The organism is Kamptonema sp. UHCC 0994, assembly GCF_029167235.1.
Taxonomy (GTDB): domain Bacteria; phylum Cyanobacteriota; class Cyanobacteriia; order Cyanobacteriales; family Microcoleaceae; genus Kamptonema.
This window is the reverse complement of sequence record NZ_JARFTR010000054.1, coordinates 1-19,870: the sequence shown is the minus strand read 5'-3', so window position 1 is coordinate 19,870 and position 19,870 is coordinate 1. Positions and strand designations below refer to the sequence as shown.

Annotated in this window: 14 protein-coding genes; 8 read left to right on the top strand and 6 right to left on the bottom strand. The window is 41.3% G+C overall.

All coding sequences use genetic code 11. The features are described 5' to 3' along the window. Positions 1–280 precede the first annotated feature (280 nt). The 5 genes from PY364_RS05690 (at position 281) to PY364_RS05670 (ending at position 10,444) form a co-directional block, all read left to right on the top strand. Entirely contained in the window at positions 281–529 is a 249-nt protein-coding gene (locus tag PY364_RS05690) for a CHAT domain-containing protein (protein ID WP_275521255.1), read from the top strand. A 193-nt stretch (positions 530–722) separates the two neighbouring features. After that, the gene (locus PY364_RS05685) at positions 723–9,158 is read left to right on the top strand and encodes a CHAT domain-containing protein (protein WP_275521253.1); all 8,436 of its coding nucleotides are present in this window, start codon (positions 723–725) and stop codon (positions 9,156–9,158) included. A gap of 313 nt (positions 9,159–9,471) precedes the next feature. Beyond that, positions 9,472–9,762, top strand: a complete 291-nt coding sequence (locus tag PY364_RS05680) for a hypothetical protein (RefSeq protein ID WP_275521251.1) — start codon at positions 9,472–9,474, stop codon at positions 9,760–9,762. Positions 9,763–9,899: 137 nt separating this feature from the next. Beyond that, positions 9,900–10,325, top strand: a complete 426-nt coding sequence (locus tag PY364_RS05675; protein WP_275521261.1) for a transposase — start codon at positions 9,900–9,902, stop codon at positions 10,323–10,325. Beyond that, positions 10,304–10,444 (top strand): CHAT domain-containing protein, encoded by a 141-nt coding sequence (locus PY364_RS05670; RefSeq protein ID WP_343277553.1) that lies wholly within the window; start codon positions 10,304–10,306, stop codon positions 10,442–10,444. The genes PY364_RS05675 and PY364_RS05670 overlap by 22 nt, the downstream gene beginning before the upstream one ends. A gap of 41 nt (positions 10,445–10,485) precedes the next feature. Here PY364_RS05670 and PY364_RS05665 read toward each other — a convergent pair whose 3' ends face one another. The 4 genes from PY364_RS05665 to PY364_RS05650 are packed head-to-tail and all read right to left on the bottom strand — an operon-like array spanning position 10,486 to position 16,853. Next, complete coding sequence (locus tag PY364_RS05665; protein ID WP_275521249.1) at positions 10,486–11,307, bottom strand: DUF928 domain-containing protein; 822 nt, start codon at positions 11,305–11,307, stop codon at positions 10,486–10,488. A gap of 19 nt (positions 11,308–11,326) precedes the next feature. Continuing rightward, positions 11,327–13,717 carry a CHASE2 domain-containing protein gene (locus PY364_RS05660; RefSeq protein WP_275521247.1) on the bottom strand — a complete coding sequence of 797 codons (2,391 nt, stop codon included), beginning with the start codon at positions 13,715–13,717 and terminating at the stop codon, positions 11,327–11,329. Between the two features lie 28 nt (positions 13,718–13,745). Then, a complete protein-coding gene (locus PY364_RS05655) occupies positions 13,746–15,212 on the bottom strand; it encodes a DUF1822 family protein (protein ID WP_275521245.1) in 1,467 nt (488 codons plus the stop codon). A gap of 3 nt (positions 15,213–15,215) precedes the next feature. Beyond that, positions 15,216–16,853, bottom strand: a complete 1,638-nt coding sequence (locus tag PY364_RS05650; protein ID WP_275521243.1) for a sigma-70 family RNA polymerase sigma factor — start codon at positions 16,851–16,853, stop codon at positions 15,216–15,218. Between the two features lie 883 nt (positions 16,854–17,736). On the opposite strand from PY364_RS05650, the gene PY364_RS05645 reads away from it, so the two are divergent. After that, positions 17,737–18,366, top strand: a complete 630-nt coding sequence (locus tag PY364_RS05645; protein WP_275521241.1) for a ParA family protein — start codon at positions 17,737–17,739, stop codon at positions 18,364–18,366. Continuing rightward, the gene (locus PY364_RS05640; RefSeq protein WP_275521239.1) at positions 18,367–18,609 is read left to right on the top strand and encodes a ribbon-helix-helix domain-containing protein; all 243 of its coding nucleotides are present in this window, start codon (positions 18,367–18,369) and stop codon (positions 18,607–18,609) included. A 2-nt stretch (positions 18,610–18,611) separates the two neighbouring features. Here the strand turns inward: PY364_RS05640 and PY364_RS05635 are convergent, their stop codons facing one another. Together PY364_RS05635 and PY364_RS05630 are read right to left on the bottom strand one after the other, a co-directional pair. Further along, the gene (locus PY364_RS05635) at positions 18,612–19,172 is read right to left on the bottom strand and encodes a hypothetical protein (protein WP_275521237.1); all 561 of its coding nucleotides are present in this window, start codon (positions 19,170–19,172) and stop codon (positions 18,612–18,614) included. A gap of 15 nt (positions 19,173–19,187) precedes the next feature. Then, the gene (locus PY364_RS05630) at positions 19,188–19,352 is read right to left on the bottom strand and encodes a hypothetical protein (protein WP_275521235.1); all 165 of its coding nucleotides are present in this window, start codon (positions 19,350–19,352) and stop codon (positions 19,188–19,190) included. 406 nt (positions 19,353–19,758) lie between these two features. Here PY364_RS05630 and PY364_RS05625 point away from each other — a divergent pair. Then, positions 19,759–19,870, top strand: a 112-nt coding sequence (locus PY364_RS05625) for an AAA family ATPase (RefSeq protein ID WP_275521257.1), incomplete at its 3' end; no start/stop codon positions are given.

The window sequence follows — 19,870 nt, the reverse complement described above, 5'->3', positions numbered from 1 at the left end:
ATATTTCTCCCATTCAACGTTTTGCAGTGCGGTTACGTGAGGATTATGATTCTGTTAAAGCGGGTGTGACTTTATCTGTAAGTAATGGCCCGGTTGAAGGACATATTAATCGATTAAAAATGCTGAAGCGACAAATGTATGGTCGCGAAGCGTATTGATCTATTAAGTCGCCGATTTTTAATCAAGATGTAAAGGGTTTTTCTCTCCCTAGAAGCAGTTTGAAAAACTGCGATCGCCATTCGCCATTGGTTCGGATCACCAAAAGTTGCCAAGACCCTTAATGTGGTTTCAAAAATTCCCTTTTTGCAGTTTTGACCTCTGCTTTTTGCAGTTCGCTACAATTAAGGCAGATGCTTTGAGATTTGCTCAAATCGCAATGCTTAAAGGTGAAGTCCGAGTTGAGAATGGTCAGTTAGTCACAAATACAGGAAAATTTGACCTCCCGTCTGCTTTAAAATCTCAAGACAGCACAGATTTTACTCATCCCTACTATTGGAGCGGTTTTACCCTCGTGGGAAACCCTTGGTAAGGAATTAAAAATTAAAAATTAAAAATTAAAAATGTACACAAATGTTTTGTAAAACATTCTTAATTGCATAAGTCCTATGTATGTATGTTAGACATGGTATTGTGAAGACTGATATAAAAATCGAAATTGTCAACCAAATTTTTTCCTGGTCACAATCGCATCTAGATATCAAATTAATCACAATAGAAGCACCATGAAAGCTAATCGACTCAATTTACTCCAATTTTTAGTCACACTTAGCCTTCTGAGTACATTAACCTCCCCTGCTAAAGCTCAAACTCAAGCGATCGCACCCGCAGCCGATGGCACCGGCACTGTCGTCACTCCCCAAGGAAATCGCATCGATATTCAGGGGGGTTCCCTCAGCGGCGATAAAGCCAATCTTTTCCATAGTTTTACTCAATTTGGACTATCAGAAGGTCAAATAGCCAACTTTTTAACTAATCCTAATATCCGCAATATTTTAGGCAGAATCACAGGCGGCGACGCTTCATTAATTAACGGCTTAATTCAAGTCACGGGGGGTAATTCTAACCTATTTTTAATGAATCCCGCCGGGATTGTTTTTGGCCCCAACGCCAGCCTCAACGTACCCGCATCTTTCACCGCTACCACCGCCACAGGTATCGGCTTTGGGAATAATAACTGGTTTAATGCTGTTGGCAATAATAACTGGGAAAATTTAGTAGGCACGCCTAATACATTTGCCTTTACTGCTTTACAACCCGGAACGATTATTAATGCAGGTAATTTAGCCGTAACTACAGGCTCAAATTTAAGTTTAATTGGCGGCAGTGTTGTTAATACTGGACAACTTACGGCGGATAGTGGGAATATTTTAATTAATGCTGTTCCTGGTCAAAACTTAGTTAAAATTAGCCAGGCAGGACACTTACTAAGTTTAGAAATTCAGCCTCTTAATAATGCCGGATTATTGCCGAATACTTGGACAGAATCAGTGCGAACTTTGCCACAGTTATTAACAGGCAAAGGCTTGGAAAGTGCAGCGGGATTAACTGTGAATGCTCAGGGTCAAGTGGTGTTGACAGGTAATAATACGATCGTTCCAGGAAATGCGGGAACAGCTATTGCCTCTGGGAACATTAACACCTCTGGGACAACAGGGGGAACTGTTAATATTTTTGGGGATAAAGTAGGTGTAATTGGTGGAAATATTAACGCTTCAGGCATTTATGGTGGTGGCACTGTATTAATTGGTGGAGACTATCAAGGTAAAGGGACTGCTCCTAATGCCAGTCGCACTTTTATTAGTAATGATTCTAGGATTAATGTGGATGGAGTGAGTAATGGAAATGGCGGTCGCGTGATTGTTTGGGCAGATGATGTTACTCGCTTTTATGGAAATATTAGCGCTCGTGGTGGTAGCTTTTCTGGGGATGGTGGATTTGTCGAAGTATCGGGTAAACAAAGCTTAGATTTTGGGGGATTTGCAGATTTGCGATCGCCTTTTGGGATAGCAGGGACGCTATTGCTAGATCCAACAGATATTACTATCAGTGCCGCCGCTGATGCAGGCGGAGTTTTAGGTGCAACATTTGCTCCCTTCCTCGGTGCTTCTAACATTAATAACGGGACGCTGCAAACGCAATTGGGAGCAAGTAATGTCACGATTTCCACTGCATCGGGTTTTGCGAGTCTGGGGGATATTACAGTTAATGCCTTTGTTGTATGGGGTAGTAGCAACTCGCTGACGCTGCAAGCTGATAATAATATTATTGTTAATCTGGCTATTGTTAACAATGGCAATGCGTTAGGGACTGGCGCGATCGTATTGAATGCTGGTAATTCCATATCAGTTAATGCCCAACTTCGCACTAGCAGTGCCATTACTAACAGCGGCAATATTTCCCTCACCAGTGCGAATGATATTAATACCTCTGCGGGCAATCTGAGTTCCTCTTCATCTTCAGCAAATGGAGGAGCGATCGCCCTTTCCACTACTAACGGTAACATTACCACTGGCATTCTGAATACTCAGTCATTCGGTGCAGGTGTGGGAGGTAACATCACCCTCTCTATTACCGGAGGAACAGGCGCGATCGACACCACTGGTAACATTATAAATGCCTATTCTCAGTCAGGAGATGGAGGTGCGATCGCCCTTTATACTTCTAGCGGTAACATTACCACTAACGGTCTGTCTGCTTATTCATTTGGTGCAGGTACAGCCGGTAACATCACCCTCAGTACAGGAACAGGCGCGATCGACACCACTGCTGGTACTCTGAATGCCTCTTCTGTTTCAGGAAATGGAGGAGCGATCGCCCTTTCCACTGCTGGCGGTAACATTACTACTAACGCTCTCGCTTCCTATTCATCGGGTGCAGGTACGGCTGGTAACATCACCCTCAGTGCCGGAACAGGCGCGATCGATACCACTGCTGGTACTCTGAATGCCTCTTCTGTTTCAGGAAATGGAGGAGCGATCGCCCTTTCCACTATTCGCGGTAATATTGCTACTAACGATCTGGATTCCCGTTCATCAGGTGCAGGTACGGGGGGCGGTAATATTACCCTTTCTGTAAATGGAATAGGCGCGATCGATACCTCTGCGGGCAATTTGAGTTCCTCTTCATCTTCAGGAAATGGAGGTGCGATCGCCCTTTCCACTACCAACGGTAACATTACTACTAACCTTCTGGATGCTCAGTCATTCGGTGCAGGTGTGGGAGGTGACATTACCCTATCAATTATCGAAGTGGGCGCGATCGACACCACTGCTGGAAATCTAAATTCCTATTCCCAGTCAGGAAATGGAGGAGCGATCGTCCTTTCCACTACTGGCGGTAACATTACCACTAACGGTTTATATGCTTATTCATTCGGTGCAGGTACAGCAGGTAACATCACCCTCAGTACAGGAATAGGTGCCAGTACAGGAATAGGTGCGATCGACACCACTGCTGGTACTCTGGAGGCCTCTTCAGTTTCAGGAAATGGAGGAGCGATCACCCTTTCTAATGCTGGCGGTAACATTACTACTGGCCCTCTGAAATCCTATTCATCAGGTGCAGGTACGGCCGGTAACATCACCCTCAACGCAGCAGCAGGCGGGATCGGCACCATTACTGGTACGATATCTTCCTCTTCTGTTTCAGGAAATGCAGGTGCGATCGCCATCACGGGAACCGGCGGCATTGTTCTGACTTCAGCAAGTACCATTATTGACAGTCCAGGGGCAATTAGCGGCGGCAACATTACCTTTAATCAAAATATTGATGGTACAACAGCAGGTACACAAAATCTTAGCCTAAATGCAGGCACTGGAAATATCACATTCAACGGTGCAATTGGCAGCACCACTCAGTTAGGAAACCTCACCGCCAATAGTACAGGCACAACTACTTTTAATCGTGTTAATTCTGCCAGCGTTACTACTAATACTGGCGGCACAACTCAACTCAATGGTAACGTCACGACTACGGGTACTCAGATTTATAACGATGCTGTTACCATTGCCAATAATCCCTCTTTAACTGGGAACGATATTACTTTTGGCAATACCTTAGATGGTAGTACAAATCTTACCACCAATGCCGGGGCAGGAAATCTGACATTTAGCGGGGCGATCGGCAATACCACAGCATTAGGAAATATCACCGCTAATAGTACAGGTACAAATACCTTTAATAAGGTTAATTCTGCTAATATCACTACTGATGCAGGTGGCAGAACTCAAATTAATGGTAACGTCACTACTACGGGGGCTCAAACCTATAACGATGCCGTAATTATTACCAATAATCCCACTTTAACTGGTAACGCCATTACCTTTAACAATACCTTAGATGGTAGTACAAATCTCACCGCTAATGCTGGTGCAGGAAATCTGACATTTAGCGGGGCGATCGGTAATACTACAGTATTAGGAAATATCACCGCCAATAGTACAGGTAAAACTACTTTTAATAGTGTTAATTCTGCCAGTGTCACCACTGATGTCGGCGGCACAACTCAAATTAATGGCAACGTCACTACTACAGGCACTCAGACTTATAATGATGCTGTTACCATTGCCAATAATCCCACTTTAACTGGTAACGCCATTACCTTTAACAATACCTTAGATGGTAATAGCAACATCACCGCTAATGCTGGCACAGGAAATCTGACATTTACAGGTGAAATCGGTAATACTACAGTATTAGGAAATATCACCGCCAATAGTACAAGTACAACTACTTTTAATAGTGTTAATTCTGCCAGTATCACCACTGATGTCGGCGGCACAACTCAACTTAATGGTAACGTCACTACGGGAATTCAAACCTATAACGATGCCGTCACAATTGCTGATAATCCCACTTTAGCTGGTAATAGTATTACCTTTAACAATACTTTAGATGGTAATAGCAACATCACCGCTAATGTCGGCACAGGAAATCTGACATTTACAGGTGCGATCGGTAATACCACAGCAGTAGGAAATATCACCGCTAATAGTACAGGTACAACTACTTTCAATAGTGTTAATTCTGCCAGTGTCGCCACTGATGTCGGCGGCACAACTCAACTTAATGGCAACGTCACTACTACAGGTACTCAGACTTATAATGATGCTGTTACCATTGCCAATAATCCCACTTTAAGTGGTAACGGTATTACCTTTAACAATACTTTAGATGGCGATGTTGATTTAAACTTAACCGCTGGTAGTGGTAATATTACATTTTATGGGGCAGTAGGTAACTCCACTCCACTCAGAAATTTAACCATCAATAGTGCTAACGATGTAACAGCAATTAATACTATTAACACTGCAACTATCACTCAAATAGCAGGCAGTGGCATCACACTATTCAATAGTAAAATTAACACAAATAGTGGCGGCGGCATTAATCTTACAGGTAATAGTTTTAACTTTAATGGAGCCGTCACAACTACCAATAATGGCACATTTACTATTAATAATAGTGGCAGTTTGAACATAGCAGCAACAGCACCACTATTACTAGATGGTGCTTTCAATCAAATTATGTCAGGAACAGTGGTAATTTCTGCTAACCTTACTACCGCCAACCAAGACATCAGATTTAGTAGTCCTGTCACCTTAAATGCCCCCGTCACCTTTACCGCTGGTAATGCAACAATTACCTTCGGTTCTAGTTTAAATGCAGGTAATAATCCTCTGACTTTAACAGCCGAAGAAATTGATTTTACAGGGCAAGTATCCGGGAGAAATACCATTACCTTACAACCATCAAACCCTGGACAAAATATTAATATTGGTGGTGCGAATAATACCAGTGATTTAGAATTGACAACGGCAGAAATTAATACTTTACAAAATGGCTTTAGCTCAATAACTATCGGCGGTACTAATAGCAACGGTAATGTGGCTATTGCTAATAGCACAACATTCTTAGATCCAGCAACAATTCAAACAGGCACAGGGACAATTAATGTCAACGGAAATATTATTGGGACAGATAACAGTACAATTAACATTAACGCCCCGCAAATTAATATCAACTCCGGTATTAGCACAGTTAATAATAGTATATCTGTCAATGGCAATATCAATCTTGATAATGATATTAATTTAATTAGTAGCGGTGGTAATATTAGCATAACAGGAGCGATCGATGGCGGTAACAAATTGACCATTAATGCTGGTAGTGGTAATATATTCCTCCTCGGAAATATTGGAACTAACACACCATTATCAAGCTTACTTGTTCAAGCTTCAAATACTAATTTGGGAGGCGATATTACTACTGCTAACGGTGATATTACCTTGAATAGCGCCCTGATTATCACTAACAATTTTAGCTTAAATACAAGGACAGGCGGAAATATTACTTTCGGCGGTAATGTAGATAGTCATAGTTTAGCTAGTAACAATTTAAGTTTAACAGCGGGTAGCGGAAATATTAGTTTTAGCAGTGCTGTAGGGACAAATGGGAAATTAGGAAATTTAACTATTAATAATGCTCAGAATTTAACTGCAACATCTTTAATCATAGCTGTCAATTTACAGGCAAATGGTACTGGTAATGTCAACCTTGCTGATATCACCGCTGGCAACGTTAATATCGCTACTAATAATAATTTAACGGTTGGCAATATCACCTCAAATGGTGGACAAATTCAGCTTAACAGCAGTAGCGGCAATCTGACAACCAGCAATTTAGATGCCTCCTTAACTTCCGGCAATGGGGGTGCAATTTCACTGACATCTGCTGTGGGTTTGGTGAGAACTGGTAATCTTAATACATCAGGATCTCGTGGTGGCATTATTAACGTAATAGCGAAAACATCAATCACCACAGGACAGATTAATTCTAGTGGAAGTATTGGTAATGGTGGTAACGTCTTCTTAGATCCCATTGGCGATATTCAAGTTGAGTTTATTAACGCTCAAGGCGGTAGCAGCGGTACTGGTGGCAATGTATTTGTGGAATCAACGGGTGGATTTTTCCGGGCAAAAAACTCTTTTGCCACTCCTTTTTCTTCGGCAGGAATTGCTAGTATTTCCACCGCAGGCGGTAACGGTGGTGGTAGTATTACAATTCGCCACGCAGGAGGAGATGGCGGGGCTCCCATTCAATTATTTGAAGTAGGTAATGGTGCGATTAATGGCACTGCGGCAGCGATCGCTAACGGACAATCTATAATTGAAATAGGTCAATCTTTTCCTGGTTCTTTTAGCGTGGGAAATATTGCTTTACAGACTGATGATGCAGTACCTATACCAGCGCCATCACCTATGCCGACACCAGCGGCATCATCAGTAACGTCACCTGCGCTGACACTATCTCCAACACTATCGCCGGCATCTCCCACACTATCGCCGGCACCATCTCCCACACCATCTCCAACACCATCTCCAACACTATCGCCGACATCATCTCCAACACCATCTCCAACGCCGGAACAAAAACTAACACTGACAATATCGCCAACGCCGACACTATCTCCCATACCGACATCTATACCACCTCTAATACCGGCACTGATAGCATCTCCCATACCGCAAACATCACCCGTACCATCTCTAATACCGCAAACATCACCCGTACCATCTCTAATACTGCGAACATCACCCGTACCATCTGCCATACCGCAAGCAATAACATCATCCGTATCATCGCCAATACGAGAACCAACGGCATCTCCGATATTGGTTGCGCCCCCCATTAAACCTGAAGTTCTCGCCCCGATTACATTTTCAACACCAACACCAACTTTATCTATCTCTCCCCGCACTGTATTGCTCTTACCGGATACCTCAATTACCAATGTTTTCGCACAATCTGACAACCTGAATAGTCTTAGCTTTGCATCTATTTTTAACTTCAGATCCGATTGGGAAAGCCAAGTTATCGAAACACCATCCCCCCTAAGTATGGTTAGCCCCAGCGATATTCAAATTTTACTAGATAAAGGTGATATCGCTCAAGCTACTTTCTGGATTGATATCTTTTATAGTCAACAAGTAGGGCGATACCTTAATCAGGAAATCAAGCGAGATTTACAATCTTTTACTGCGATACAACGAAAAATTAAAGCAATCGCTGGCAAAACAGGTACGAAACCAGCTATTATCTACATTTTTACCCGACCTGAACAATTAGACCTGATACTTGTCCCGCCTACGGGCAGCCCTATTCACAAAAGCATTCCTGCGGCTAACCGAAAAATTCTGATGCAAAAAATTCAAGATTTTAGGAAAGAACTTATTGAGATGGCGAATGCTAAGATTTATTTGCCAATATCCCAGCAACTTTACCAGTGGATAATTGCCCCATTAAAAGCTGATTTGGAAGCTCAAAAAATAGATACGCTAGTTTTTAGTATGGATAGGGGTTTGCGCTCCCTGCCTTTAGCTGCTCTCCATGATGGTTCTCAATTTCTAGTAGAAAATTACAAAATTGGTCTGATTCCCAGTGTTAACTTAACTGATACTAACTACGAAAGCGTTAAAAATGCTGAACTTTTAGCAATGGGAGCCTCAAAGTTTTCTAAACATCGACCTTTATCAGATTTACTCGCGGTACCAGTAGAGCTTTCTACTATTACTTCGGAGTGGAAGGGTAATTCTTTTCTCAATGAAGCTTTCACGCTCGATAATCTTAGAGCACAGCGTAAAAATAGACCCTATCAAATTATTCACCTTGCTACTCATGGAGAATTTAAGCCAGGATTATCAAAAGATTCTTATATTCAGTTATCAGATACCAAACTAAGACTCGATCAGATGCGTGAACTAGGGTGGAATCAGCCGCCTAAAGTTGAACTATTAGTATTAAGTGCTTGTAAAACTGCGGTGGGAGATGATGATACCGAATTAGGCTTTGCAGGGTTAGCTGTACAAGCGGGGGTGAAATCAGTTTTGGCAAGTCTTTGGTATGTCAGCGATGAAGGAACTTTAGCGTTAATGGCTGAATTTTACCATCAGTTAAAGACTGCGCCGATTAAAGCTGAAGCTTTGCGACAAACTCAAATTGCGATGATTAAACATCAAGTTCATATAGATCAACGTAGTTTAATTTTGTCAAACTTTAAGGAGTTAAAATTGCCGCCAGGATTGGCTAAACTGAGAAATCAAAATTTAGCTCATCCTTATTATTGGTCTGGCTTTACGATGATTGGGAGTCCTTGGTAGGGGGTTATTAAAATTAATGGATTGGTTAAACAAAGCCCAACGATACAGCACTTCCGGATGTTATGAGGTACACTAGAGCAATACTACAGACTATTTTCAGGGGCGATCGCGCTAACGGTACGTAGCCCTAGCTTCAACTCTATGAGCTGCTTATGTACCGAAAAACATAATTTTCAACAGTCCGAAGTATTGAGAGAATCAACTAAAAAATAATATACCATGAAAGCATATTCAGTAGATTTGCGAAAAAAAATAGTAGCAGCACATAAGCGAGCAGAAGCTGTCGATCCGAGCAACAGCAGCAATATTTGCTGTGAGTAAAAGCTTAGTTCAAAAGCTTGTTAAACAACAAAAAATAGAGGGGAATTTACAGCCCAAACCCAGAGGAAAACCGAGGTACAGTCATTTGAATAACGCCGAAAGAGAGTTAAGAGAAATAGTGGTAGCACATCCCGATGCAACCTTAGTAGAGTTGTGTGAGCTATTTGCCCACAGAACTGGAAATTGGGTGGGTAAAACAGCAATGTGTAGCGCGTTACAGAAGTTGAGATTAAATCGCAAAAAAAAACGGTCAGGAGTAGCCAAGCAGGGACAAAAAGAGTGATGAAGTTAAGGTTAGAGTATTGGGAAAAAGTCAAGAATATCGAGCGAAAAAACCTAGTATTTCTGGATGAGACTGGAGTCTTACTAGGTTTAAAACGAACTCATGCGCGTTCGGAACGAGGAACTAGAGCCTAGGTCATCAAACCTTTTTATAGAGGAGAAAAAGTCACAGTAATTGGTGCAATTAGCCTCCAAGGAGTAGTGGCATTAATGACAATGGATAATTCGATGGATAGCAAAGCATTTGAGGTATTCATCGAGAAATGTTTAGTGCCACAATTGTGGTCGGGAGCAGTAGTAGTTATGGATAATTTACCAGCTCATAAACTAGCTTCTATTAAGCCTATGATTGAAGCTGTGGGTGCTTTTATATTGTGTTTGTCCCCCTACTCTCCTGATTTTAATCCGATTGAATTATGGTGGTCTCAGCTTAAATCTTTGTTGCGACAGTTTTCCCCAACCACTACTAAAATGGTTGACATTATAATTGCTGTGGCTCTTGACTTAATGAATCCGAAACATTTAAAAAATTGGTTTACTAACTGCTGCTACTGTACCTCATAACATCCGGAAGTGCTGTAAATAAAGCTGAAGCATTGCGCCAAGCTCAATTATCACTTCTAATAAAAAAACCAGATCCTTATTATTGGGCTCCTTTTGTTATGATTGGCAATTGGCTATAAGAATTGCCTTTTTCTAAGGAATACCTAATACTTATCAACCTTTAGCGAGGCAGCACCGAACCAGTTATCTTTTCTTCCTTAAGTTCTTCCAACTCCAGAGCTTTTAAGATGTTCATCCAGTCATTAGGACGACTACGAATCTGCGCTAAATCAGGCATATCATACCAAAGTTGATTAGCAATATAGATGGCAGCACGATTTTCTATCTTTGCAACCTGCAACTGAGCGTCAAGCTTTTCCTGAGCAACCCGCTGCACTAAACCTGTATGATAAACCCAATTACGCTCAGATGATTCTTCAGATGATTCTTGAGAAGAGCAGTAAAGTCGGAAGTACCAGCGATATGTCTTATTAACCTCTAAAGGTTTTTCCTCTTTAGGAAGTTGAACGCTAACAATTCCTGGGTGTTCAGGTAGCCTAAAATCTAGTTTGTAGATTCGATTTCCTTCTGCATCTTCTAAAGAAAAACGCCCATCACTAACCGCTTTACTGCTGTAGGGAACATAAAACCAGAAAGTCGGATACCCTGTAATTGTTGAGGCTGAGAATTCAGGATCGGGAAGAGGTAACAAAGGAGTAAAAGCTACGCCCTCTTTGTCTTCACAAGACCCACGAGTACCTGTGGGTTTTCGCTGGCCAGGTCTATCGTCTACAGGTGGTGTTTGGATATCTGTTGCTGGTTTTTTAGTATCTGTTGCTGGTTTTTTAGTATCTGCTGCTGGTTTTTTAGTATCTGCTGCCGGTGTTTGGGACTGAGAAACCATAAAATTGTTTAAACTAAGCTGTGCTTGTCCAAAAACTAAGCAGTTTGTCACGTTAATAAATGCCAGCATCAAAGCGAAAGTGAAGTAAGTTATTATCATAGGTATACTGTAGAAACTGCTATTTGTTTTTACTAGAAGCATTGTAAACTATTAAACATCCACTAGCACCTAACAAGGCAAATCCTGATGGTACAAGCGGTAGTATGCATCCCACTGTCAACAAAAAGAGCAGACAGACCCCATATAAAATACTGAGTAAGACTACTTGAGCCAATCCCAAATGTAGTCGAGATTGAAAGCATATAGTACAAAAGCTTCCCACCATAGACCATGTTAAAATCAAGAGAATATCACCCCACTGAGGTAGAAACCACATGAGAGGTATATTATCCTCAACAGCAGTAAGAATTTGACTGACTCTGTGGGCTAAAAATATTAAGTCAGGGATTTCTTTGTTGTAAGGTGTGTTATAATTACGGCTGCCCCTAGTTGTATCTGTAACACCAATTAAAACGATTTTATCCCTGATATCAGACGGGTTAACTTGTTCATTAAGAATTTCCATGAGCGTTACTTTTTCAGCTATGTTAAAAAGGTCTTTGCGCGAGCGATAATTCAAAATTATTTGGAATCCGCCCATTTGTTGTTTCTGATAAAAACCTTGATTTTTTTCTAATTTTTTGAAGTAGGTATTCCCGATTTTCCAATAATCTTTTGCGAATCCTATTGAAAATTTTGGAACCCCATTCAGCAGAGTATTAGGTGTTTTATTAAAATAGTTTAAAGCTAGATTTAAACCAAGTGAATATACGGTTTTACAATGAGAAGATGGGTATGGTTTCATAGCTAATAAATGTCGCCTTATCGTCCGATCAGAATCTTCTACAATATCGCCAAATCCGAGTCTAATATCTGGGATATCAGGTAGCGATGCTATCCCTTCAGGAATTTCTTCCGAAGGAAACATACATATAGGGATTATGTGTTCATGCTCTTGTAAGTATTTAATTAACTCAGCACGTCCTTGACCTACTGGGACATCTCTGAAAATATCTAAACCGATAGTTCGTGGTTTATACTTATTTAATTTTTCTAAAGCTCGAACTATTGTTTTATCTTGTAGGGGATATTCATTATTCAATTGCTTAAAATCATCTGGGGTAACTTTAACAATTAATAAGCGGGAATCTAGCCCTTTATCTGGCATTATCTCTGTTAGTTGATCAAAAGCTTTTTTTTCTACGTTTTCTAACAACCCCACCCACCGCAATCCCATTACTACACCAGTCACCAACAAACTTATCATCAACACAGCCCGCAAACTCGGCCAAATTGAAACACGCTGACGCTCTTCCTCATTCCCCTTTAATAACTCAATCCAAGTAGGAGGTTCAACACTGGGATCTTCATAAATCATCGGCAACCAACTAGCACAGGGATACTCACCCTCCATCCCATGTAGCCTTTCCCGCGCCTTACGAACTGAATCTCGCAAACACTTATTTTCTTTAGCAAATGCCTCTAAAAAATACTCTAAAAATTTCTGAGCAACTTGATCTGGTACTCGTTCTCGCATAGCAATTACCGCTGGAATTTGTAAGGAAGCTAGTTCATTTACTAATCCCATACCATCACAAGAATTGAAAATTACTAATTTCAAACCGTGCTTAATTGCATTGGCTAAACCATACTTTAAATCGGCAATTGTGATTGTTTCAGTTTCACTTATTGCCAGTTTTCCCTGACTATAATCAGGATTACTAGAACTGTGACCGGCAAAAAATATAATATCCCAATTACGATCCCATAACTGGTCATTTAGCTTGCTACTGCTAGTCGCTACTAAGGTTTCAATCTCTGCATTGTCATAGGCAATTGATTCTTTCAATAACAACAAATCTGCCTCAACATCTATTTTGGTACTGTCTCCCAAAATTACCAGAATCCTCACCTTAGTTTTAGAGTTAATAGGCTGATAATCAAATTTTGTATTAGTCAAACGACTAAAAATTGGCTCAACTTTAAGATCATCAAGTATATGCCATAAATGCCAAGGGAATCCCCAGAGGGAAACATCATCTGTTTGAATCATTAACCTAACATTGCCACTCTCAGCGCTCAATACTTGTAAGAGTTTATCTCTGACTGGTCGAAAAAGACTATCTCCATCATCTAGCCAATTATCCACAGCATTTTTTACAGAATTAGCTGACTCTTGAACTGATATTTTTGTAATTCTTCCTTTTTTTGGTATATGTTCTAATGCGCGAGTGTTCGGTTCTAATTCTTCTAATTCTTCTAATTCTTCTAATGTGCGAGATGAACCAAAACCGTACTTAATTCGAGCTTCCTGCAAATTATTATATGCTTCCAGAAAAGTTGTCACAGGTGGAAACCACCCTCTACTTTGGATAATAGTAGAGTTAATACTATCACCAATTCTGAGGTTAACAGGATAACGTTGCTCACTGTTAGCATTGCCTATTTCTAAAATTACAAATTTGCTCATTGCTTTTTACTTTCTGATACTAATTGAATTAAATGGTAAAATCTTCTGTAACGTTAACTCCTTGACAAGCAACTTTTACCTGAAAATAATCGCCAAGAGCCGCTCTAAATTCATATTGAATGCTATCTGTAGCACTATCCGCCTGTTCTTCCCAAAAAACTTCGCCGTCTTCATCTAAGACAATTAATTCGAGATTGGGTGGTAAAGTTTGCGTTTGCACCGGACATACTCGTAAGTGAACATTAGTTTTATCAATTCCTTCAGGTAAAAGAGTTACTACTAATACAACCCGAACTATATCAAGCTGTATGTTCAACTCAATAATTTTACCAATTCTTAGACCAGCAGCAACATTGGGAGGGTCAATCTTTCCTAAACTTACAGCAGCTTGACGGCGCAAGGTATCATCTTGAGTTGTTTGTAGTAAATGACTAAGTGCGGCGATCGCTTCTACATTTCCCGGTTCAACACGACCTAATAATTCAGCAGCCCGCCATTGATTCCCTTTATTGCGGTGATCCTGCAATAATTCAATCAGTGTGGGAATTTTATTCTGACTTTTAGAATGGCCATCTCGATAACGTTCAGATCCTTCCATTGCATAAACCAAATTAGGATCTAAAGTTCCTAAAGATTCTATCATTTCCCCCACTGTTTGCCAGCCGGCTTGCCAATAATTTTTTGCCCGCTGAAGTAAATTTTCTGGAATTTGACTAGGGGTAGCTAATACAGCAGGTACACCATTTTTTGGTAAACGCTGATTATACAAATGTTGCCTATATTCATCATTGGCGAAAAAAGCCGCCCACTGGTAAAATGAACCTTTCAGCCGAGGAGAATACACGGATGAATCGCTGAGGGTTTTTAATAATTTTTCGGCTTCTACTTCAGATAAATTTGGCAATGGTGAAAGTTCGGCTTGCAAATTTAGTCCTAAAGTAATTTGCATGACGGTGAGAGATGCTGTTAACTCTTCAATGGCTAAAGAATAAGTGCGATCGCTAATACTATATCTCCCTTCACTCTTCAGTTGACGGTGGGTAGCAAAGCCACATATTTCTATCCAAAACTCATCATCATCTCCATCTAAATTCACCTGTACCGCCAGATAATAATCAGCACTCCAATTAGGAATATCAACCCACTCCTGCGGTACGCACAATTCTTCTAAATCTCCTTCATCACTGGGAATTAATACCAGTCTAGTTTCGCCAATTTCAATGGCTGTTCCATTCACCACTTCCCAAATACTAGCAATATCCTGATAGTGCCAGACTGAAGGTTGAGACAAGGTTTCCTCTTCCAACCATTCTGATAGCCAGTTCAAAAAAGGCTTTAAACAAGCACCATTTAGATAAGCATTATACCGAGAAATGGGATTAGAATGGTGTTGAGCTTTATGCCAAGCAATTTCTTGGTCTGCTTGGTCAATTGTCAACCGTAAATTGTCATTATTTTGAGCCTTAAAAGACTGTAATTGATTTAATTCAAACATGGCTTATTCTCCTTTTTTACAATTCATCAAAGTTTTTTGACATTCTTGAACAATACTATCAATAGTTTGGGAGATATCTTCACCTCCTACAGGTAGATTTGGAGTTCCACAAACTGCTAAAACTTGAGCTTGATAAAATTTGATTAACCAGTTTTCGACATACTCTTTTACCCAAGTATTAAGTACCTTAATTAAATTTGCCTGCAATTTCTGCTGAGCTTGAGAAATGATAGCAGTTACTTCTAATAAATCCATGCTCAACTGATAGGCAATTTTTTCTGCTGCTAACTGTTCGTCGCCGTAGCGGAGACGTAAAACTTCTTGTTCTTGAGATTCAAGTTCTTTAATTGCTTGAACCAAAGCAACTTGAATTAAATCTGAGTGCAAGGGAGCGCGGTAATTTTTCTGTAACCATCCCCCTACATAATCGACAACCCATGAGTGGGGTTGGGACATTTCTACCATAGTTTTTAGTAGTTTAATCTTAATGGTATCAAGTCGCCGAGAAATGCCTGACTGGTTAACTTGCAATTGATTTGCTACGTCCGTTTGGTTAAATCCAGCACCGTAATAAAGTAAGAGAATTTTGTGCTGCACTGGTTTAAGATTTTCTAGGTGTTGACGAAAGGCAGAGTTAATTGTTTTGGGTAATTCTCTTGCTACTTTAGCAGGAGCTTCAGTTTCTATTCCAGCGGGATTTTCTAATTGTAACTCACCTTTTTCCAGAATTTTGTCTAGGGAAATAGGATTGATAGATTTTGGATAATTTTGTAAGACAAAAATACAATTTTCCATCCAGGTTTGTAGTTGCTCTCGGCTAATTTTAGAAGCGGCTGAGACTTCATGGGGTGCGGTTGGCAATGACTTTTCTGCATTGTAAGACTCTGCGGCTGCTTGAAAGTCCTCAATATCTGGCTCTGGCCATTTTTGCCCTGTTTTTCGCGTCGCAGGATTATTAACTTTGTTAAAGCGATAAACCTGTTTAAAATATTTACGGGCAAACATATATTGAGAAATATTGGGTTCTTGATAGCCAAATCTTTGTAGGGCTTCCTGAAGCTCTTTATCACTTTTTTTAGCTAATAATCGCCAGGGAGAAAACTTCCCAATCGAGACTTCGGATTTGATAACTTTAATCAAAGTTTGCTGAATGTAGGTATCAAGAGAAGTCTGATGAGAAAGGTTATAAGACTGCAACAGCCTCAAAAGATGCTCAAAAGTGTAAATAAAAACACGGGCACAGCAAAGATACTCATCCCAAAGAAAATCCTGTGATTGTAACCATACTGTTCTAGCCGCATGATAGCATTCTGTTTCAAAGTAACTAGCCAAGTGTTCTAAAGCTAGAATTTGCCTGTTTTTGGGTTCCCAGTCTTGGAAAATTCGTGAAGTATCAATCGCTATTTCTCTCCAAAATTCTGCTAATTTTTTTATTTGATTTGGCTGACTACACAAAGACGAAAGTTGCTGATTTCGTTGTTGGTATAGTTCAAAGTTGCGTTTGAGATGAAGATGATTTTTCCACTCAATAGCGGGGCGACTATTGCGGGTAGCCAGCATGAGATAGGTGCAAAAATTATTGGCGTTATCTCGACGCTCAGGCAATCTGGGAATGCTTTCCTGGTTAATAGGGTTTGGCATTTTAGCCGATTCTCCAAGAACAATAAAGGAAAAATTGATCCACAAGTTTTTAGTTTAAATCTGATTTGCCTTGTCTAAAGCAATGACTGCGATCGGTGGCTACGCGATCGCAGGCTGTTCACCAGTACGAGGTCAGAAATTTTTCTGAGTGGCAATTGAGGAACGGTACGATCAATTTGAGCATAGAGGCTGTGAGAGAACTCTGGAAGTGTGCTACTGACTTATTGGCACCGCCAGCAGGCATTTATGAGGGTTGCCCTGAGTTGTGGAAGCAGCATTGTCTCTGAGTAAGGCGCTAGCAGTGCATCTGTTGTTTGCCCGCACACTGAAGCTGAAAGTGGAGTTGGTGTCTAACTCTTGAGAGATACAGCAGATTGCAGGTTGATGAGGTCAACTAAAAATTGGAGTTTAGACTACACGGTGCGATTCCCTTCGGAATAGCTTCGCTTCACTCACTCAAGTTTCCCGAACGGGAAAAGTAGGCAAGTGAGCTTAAGTGAAGTTTGAACAATTATAGGAATTTCGTCAACAAGCTTATCAATGCCTTGGGAAAGCAAAAGATGCTACTTTGAACTAGCCCTTTAACAGGCTCAGAGGAGTAAATGTAGAATCACCCCTAAAAAGGAAAACAGGCTAGTTATAGGCGATTCTGAGAGGAGTTTTTTAGGGCGATCGCACCTAAATCCAAGAGGAGCCTGCTTCACTCACTCTCACAAAGCCCTCAGACCTAGTTGCACTTATTACTATCTTGCTATCACAATAGCTTACTATTTTTAGAAATAAATCATCCCAACCCTAGTTAAAGTAAGTTAAATCAACGCATAATAGTTGGTCACGCCACAGCTTTCACGCTATAATGATATCAAACTAGCAAGTAGCACCAATGTTCGTAGTTAGCCTTTTATCGAGAAAAGGAGGGTCGGGAAAGACAACCCTTGCCGTCCACTGGGCAGTCGTTGCCGTAAAGTGCGGCTTGAGTGTCGTGTTGGCAGATATGGATTCCCAGAAGTCCTCAGCATCTTGGTTTAACAAGCGAGAAGCTGAAACCCCCTTACTGATACAGCCCCAACCGTCCAACATCTCTGACCACATTCAAGCTTGCCTTAAAGGTGGCATTGACTTGGTGTTGATCGACACTCCCCCTGACATTGACACAAATGCCGTCCATGCGGCTAGAGTCTCAGACTTAGTAGTAATTCCGGTGCGGCCTTCTGTACTGGATTTGGAAGCGATCGCAGGTACAGTCGAACTGGTACGAGGAATAGGCAAACCCGCAGTATTCGTCCTCAACCAAACACCGCCCAGGTCAGGCGTTACCGATGAAGCTAAAACCGCCCTAGCTGCCTACAGTTTACCCATTTGTCCTGTGGCGTTAGCCTCTCGCATTGCCTACTCACGCGCCTTGATTGACGGTAGGGTAGCGAATGAGATTGAGCCCAGGGGAAAAGCCGCTATTGAGATTAAACAAAGTTGGAATTGGATTGCGAAACTGTTGAAAGCAGGGAGTAAGTAAATGCCCAAGAAGAAACCAAGTTTATCCGATTTGACACTCTCCAAGGGGACAACCACAGTACAAGCAACCTCCTCCGCCACAGAAACTGAACCCAAACGCAGGGGGCAGACATTACGGCTAGATGAAGGGGCGTGGAAACAACTCAAGCACCTGGCGACTGACTTGGGGAAGCCTTCTCACGATTTACTCATAGAGGCCGTCAACGACCTGTTTAAAAAATATGGCAAACCGCCGATCGCTTAAACTTAACCGTAACCATCATTTTGCCATAATTCATCGAGGGTTAAGTTGCGGGGGTTTTTGAGGGTAAAGGCGTTCTTTTCTTTGATTAAGTCACCCGTACAGAGAACGGGCAAGCGTTCTTGATAGGCAATGATGGCGAGGACGTAATCTTTGTCGGCGAGTGAGGTGTGAATTTTCCGCAGTTTGTCGGCAAAGAGGCCTATTAGAGTAATTTCGCCGCTTAACCTGTCAGCGTTGGGGGTGTGGATTTGCATGACAATTCCCTGAATAATCGTGTTGGGAATGGTGGTAAATAGTTCGCTTAAAATTTCAAGTTGAGGGCGATTTTCTACGTTTTCTAGAGTTTGGATTGCCTCACGAATACGGGCGGCGTAATCTCCGAGGTTGGGCCGGTTAGGTAGCAATATTTCAAACTCTTCTCCCTTGGCTGTTGGTTTGTGCCAAAGTGTAGCATTGTCTAAGAAAGGTTTGTCTTCATGCCACCCATGAGTTTGCAAATAATTTCTAAGTTGATTTAGGTCTATTGTTTCGAGAGTTTCGCTATCTTTTACGGTGACTTTCATGGTTGAAATCCTTGGCTAATTCCCTCCATAATTAACTGAAGGTTGGATATCTCTTGATGTAGATTTTAACTGCAATTCTAAGCGGGGCGCATTGATAAGTACCCAATGCGGTGCGATCGCTTTTTTTATGTCACCTCTGTAGCACTCCCTTGCCGTACCGCACTCCTCAATTGTTTGCACTCCCTTGACTCAGCAGGGCTGTTTCATTCTAGCAAAATAATCAACCCCCAAAACCTGTTACAGAGCCATATAAGACCTTTAGTTACTGATAAAAAGCCCAAAATTAGGAAAAGATTCTGCCTTGACTCAGGGACTCTCTTTGAGTACCGAACAAGGACACTGGTGTTCCATCCACAGCAGCAAGAGCGATCGCAAGGCATCCTTGAGCTTTGACCACACCCAAACACCATGAGCGCTTGGTTACATTACTTCCTTGCTACTTGACTACTTAGTGGCAATACTGCTTTATTGTATTACTTCCTTGCTGCTTACTTACTTTACTGCATTACTTCTTTGTTGCATTAGCTCTTGATTGCATTGCTGCTTTACTGTATTGTAAAGTAGTTGCACATCTATCTAATCAACCGTGCTGACCATCACCGCTGCATCGCTCGCCGGGGGGCAAGGGAAAACTACCACCTGCTTCTTTCTCGGCTCTGCTCTAGCCCGCATGGGCTACAAAGTCCTCATGGTCGATG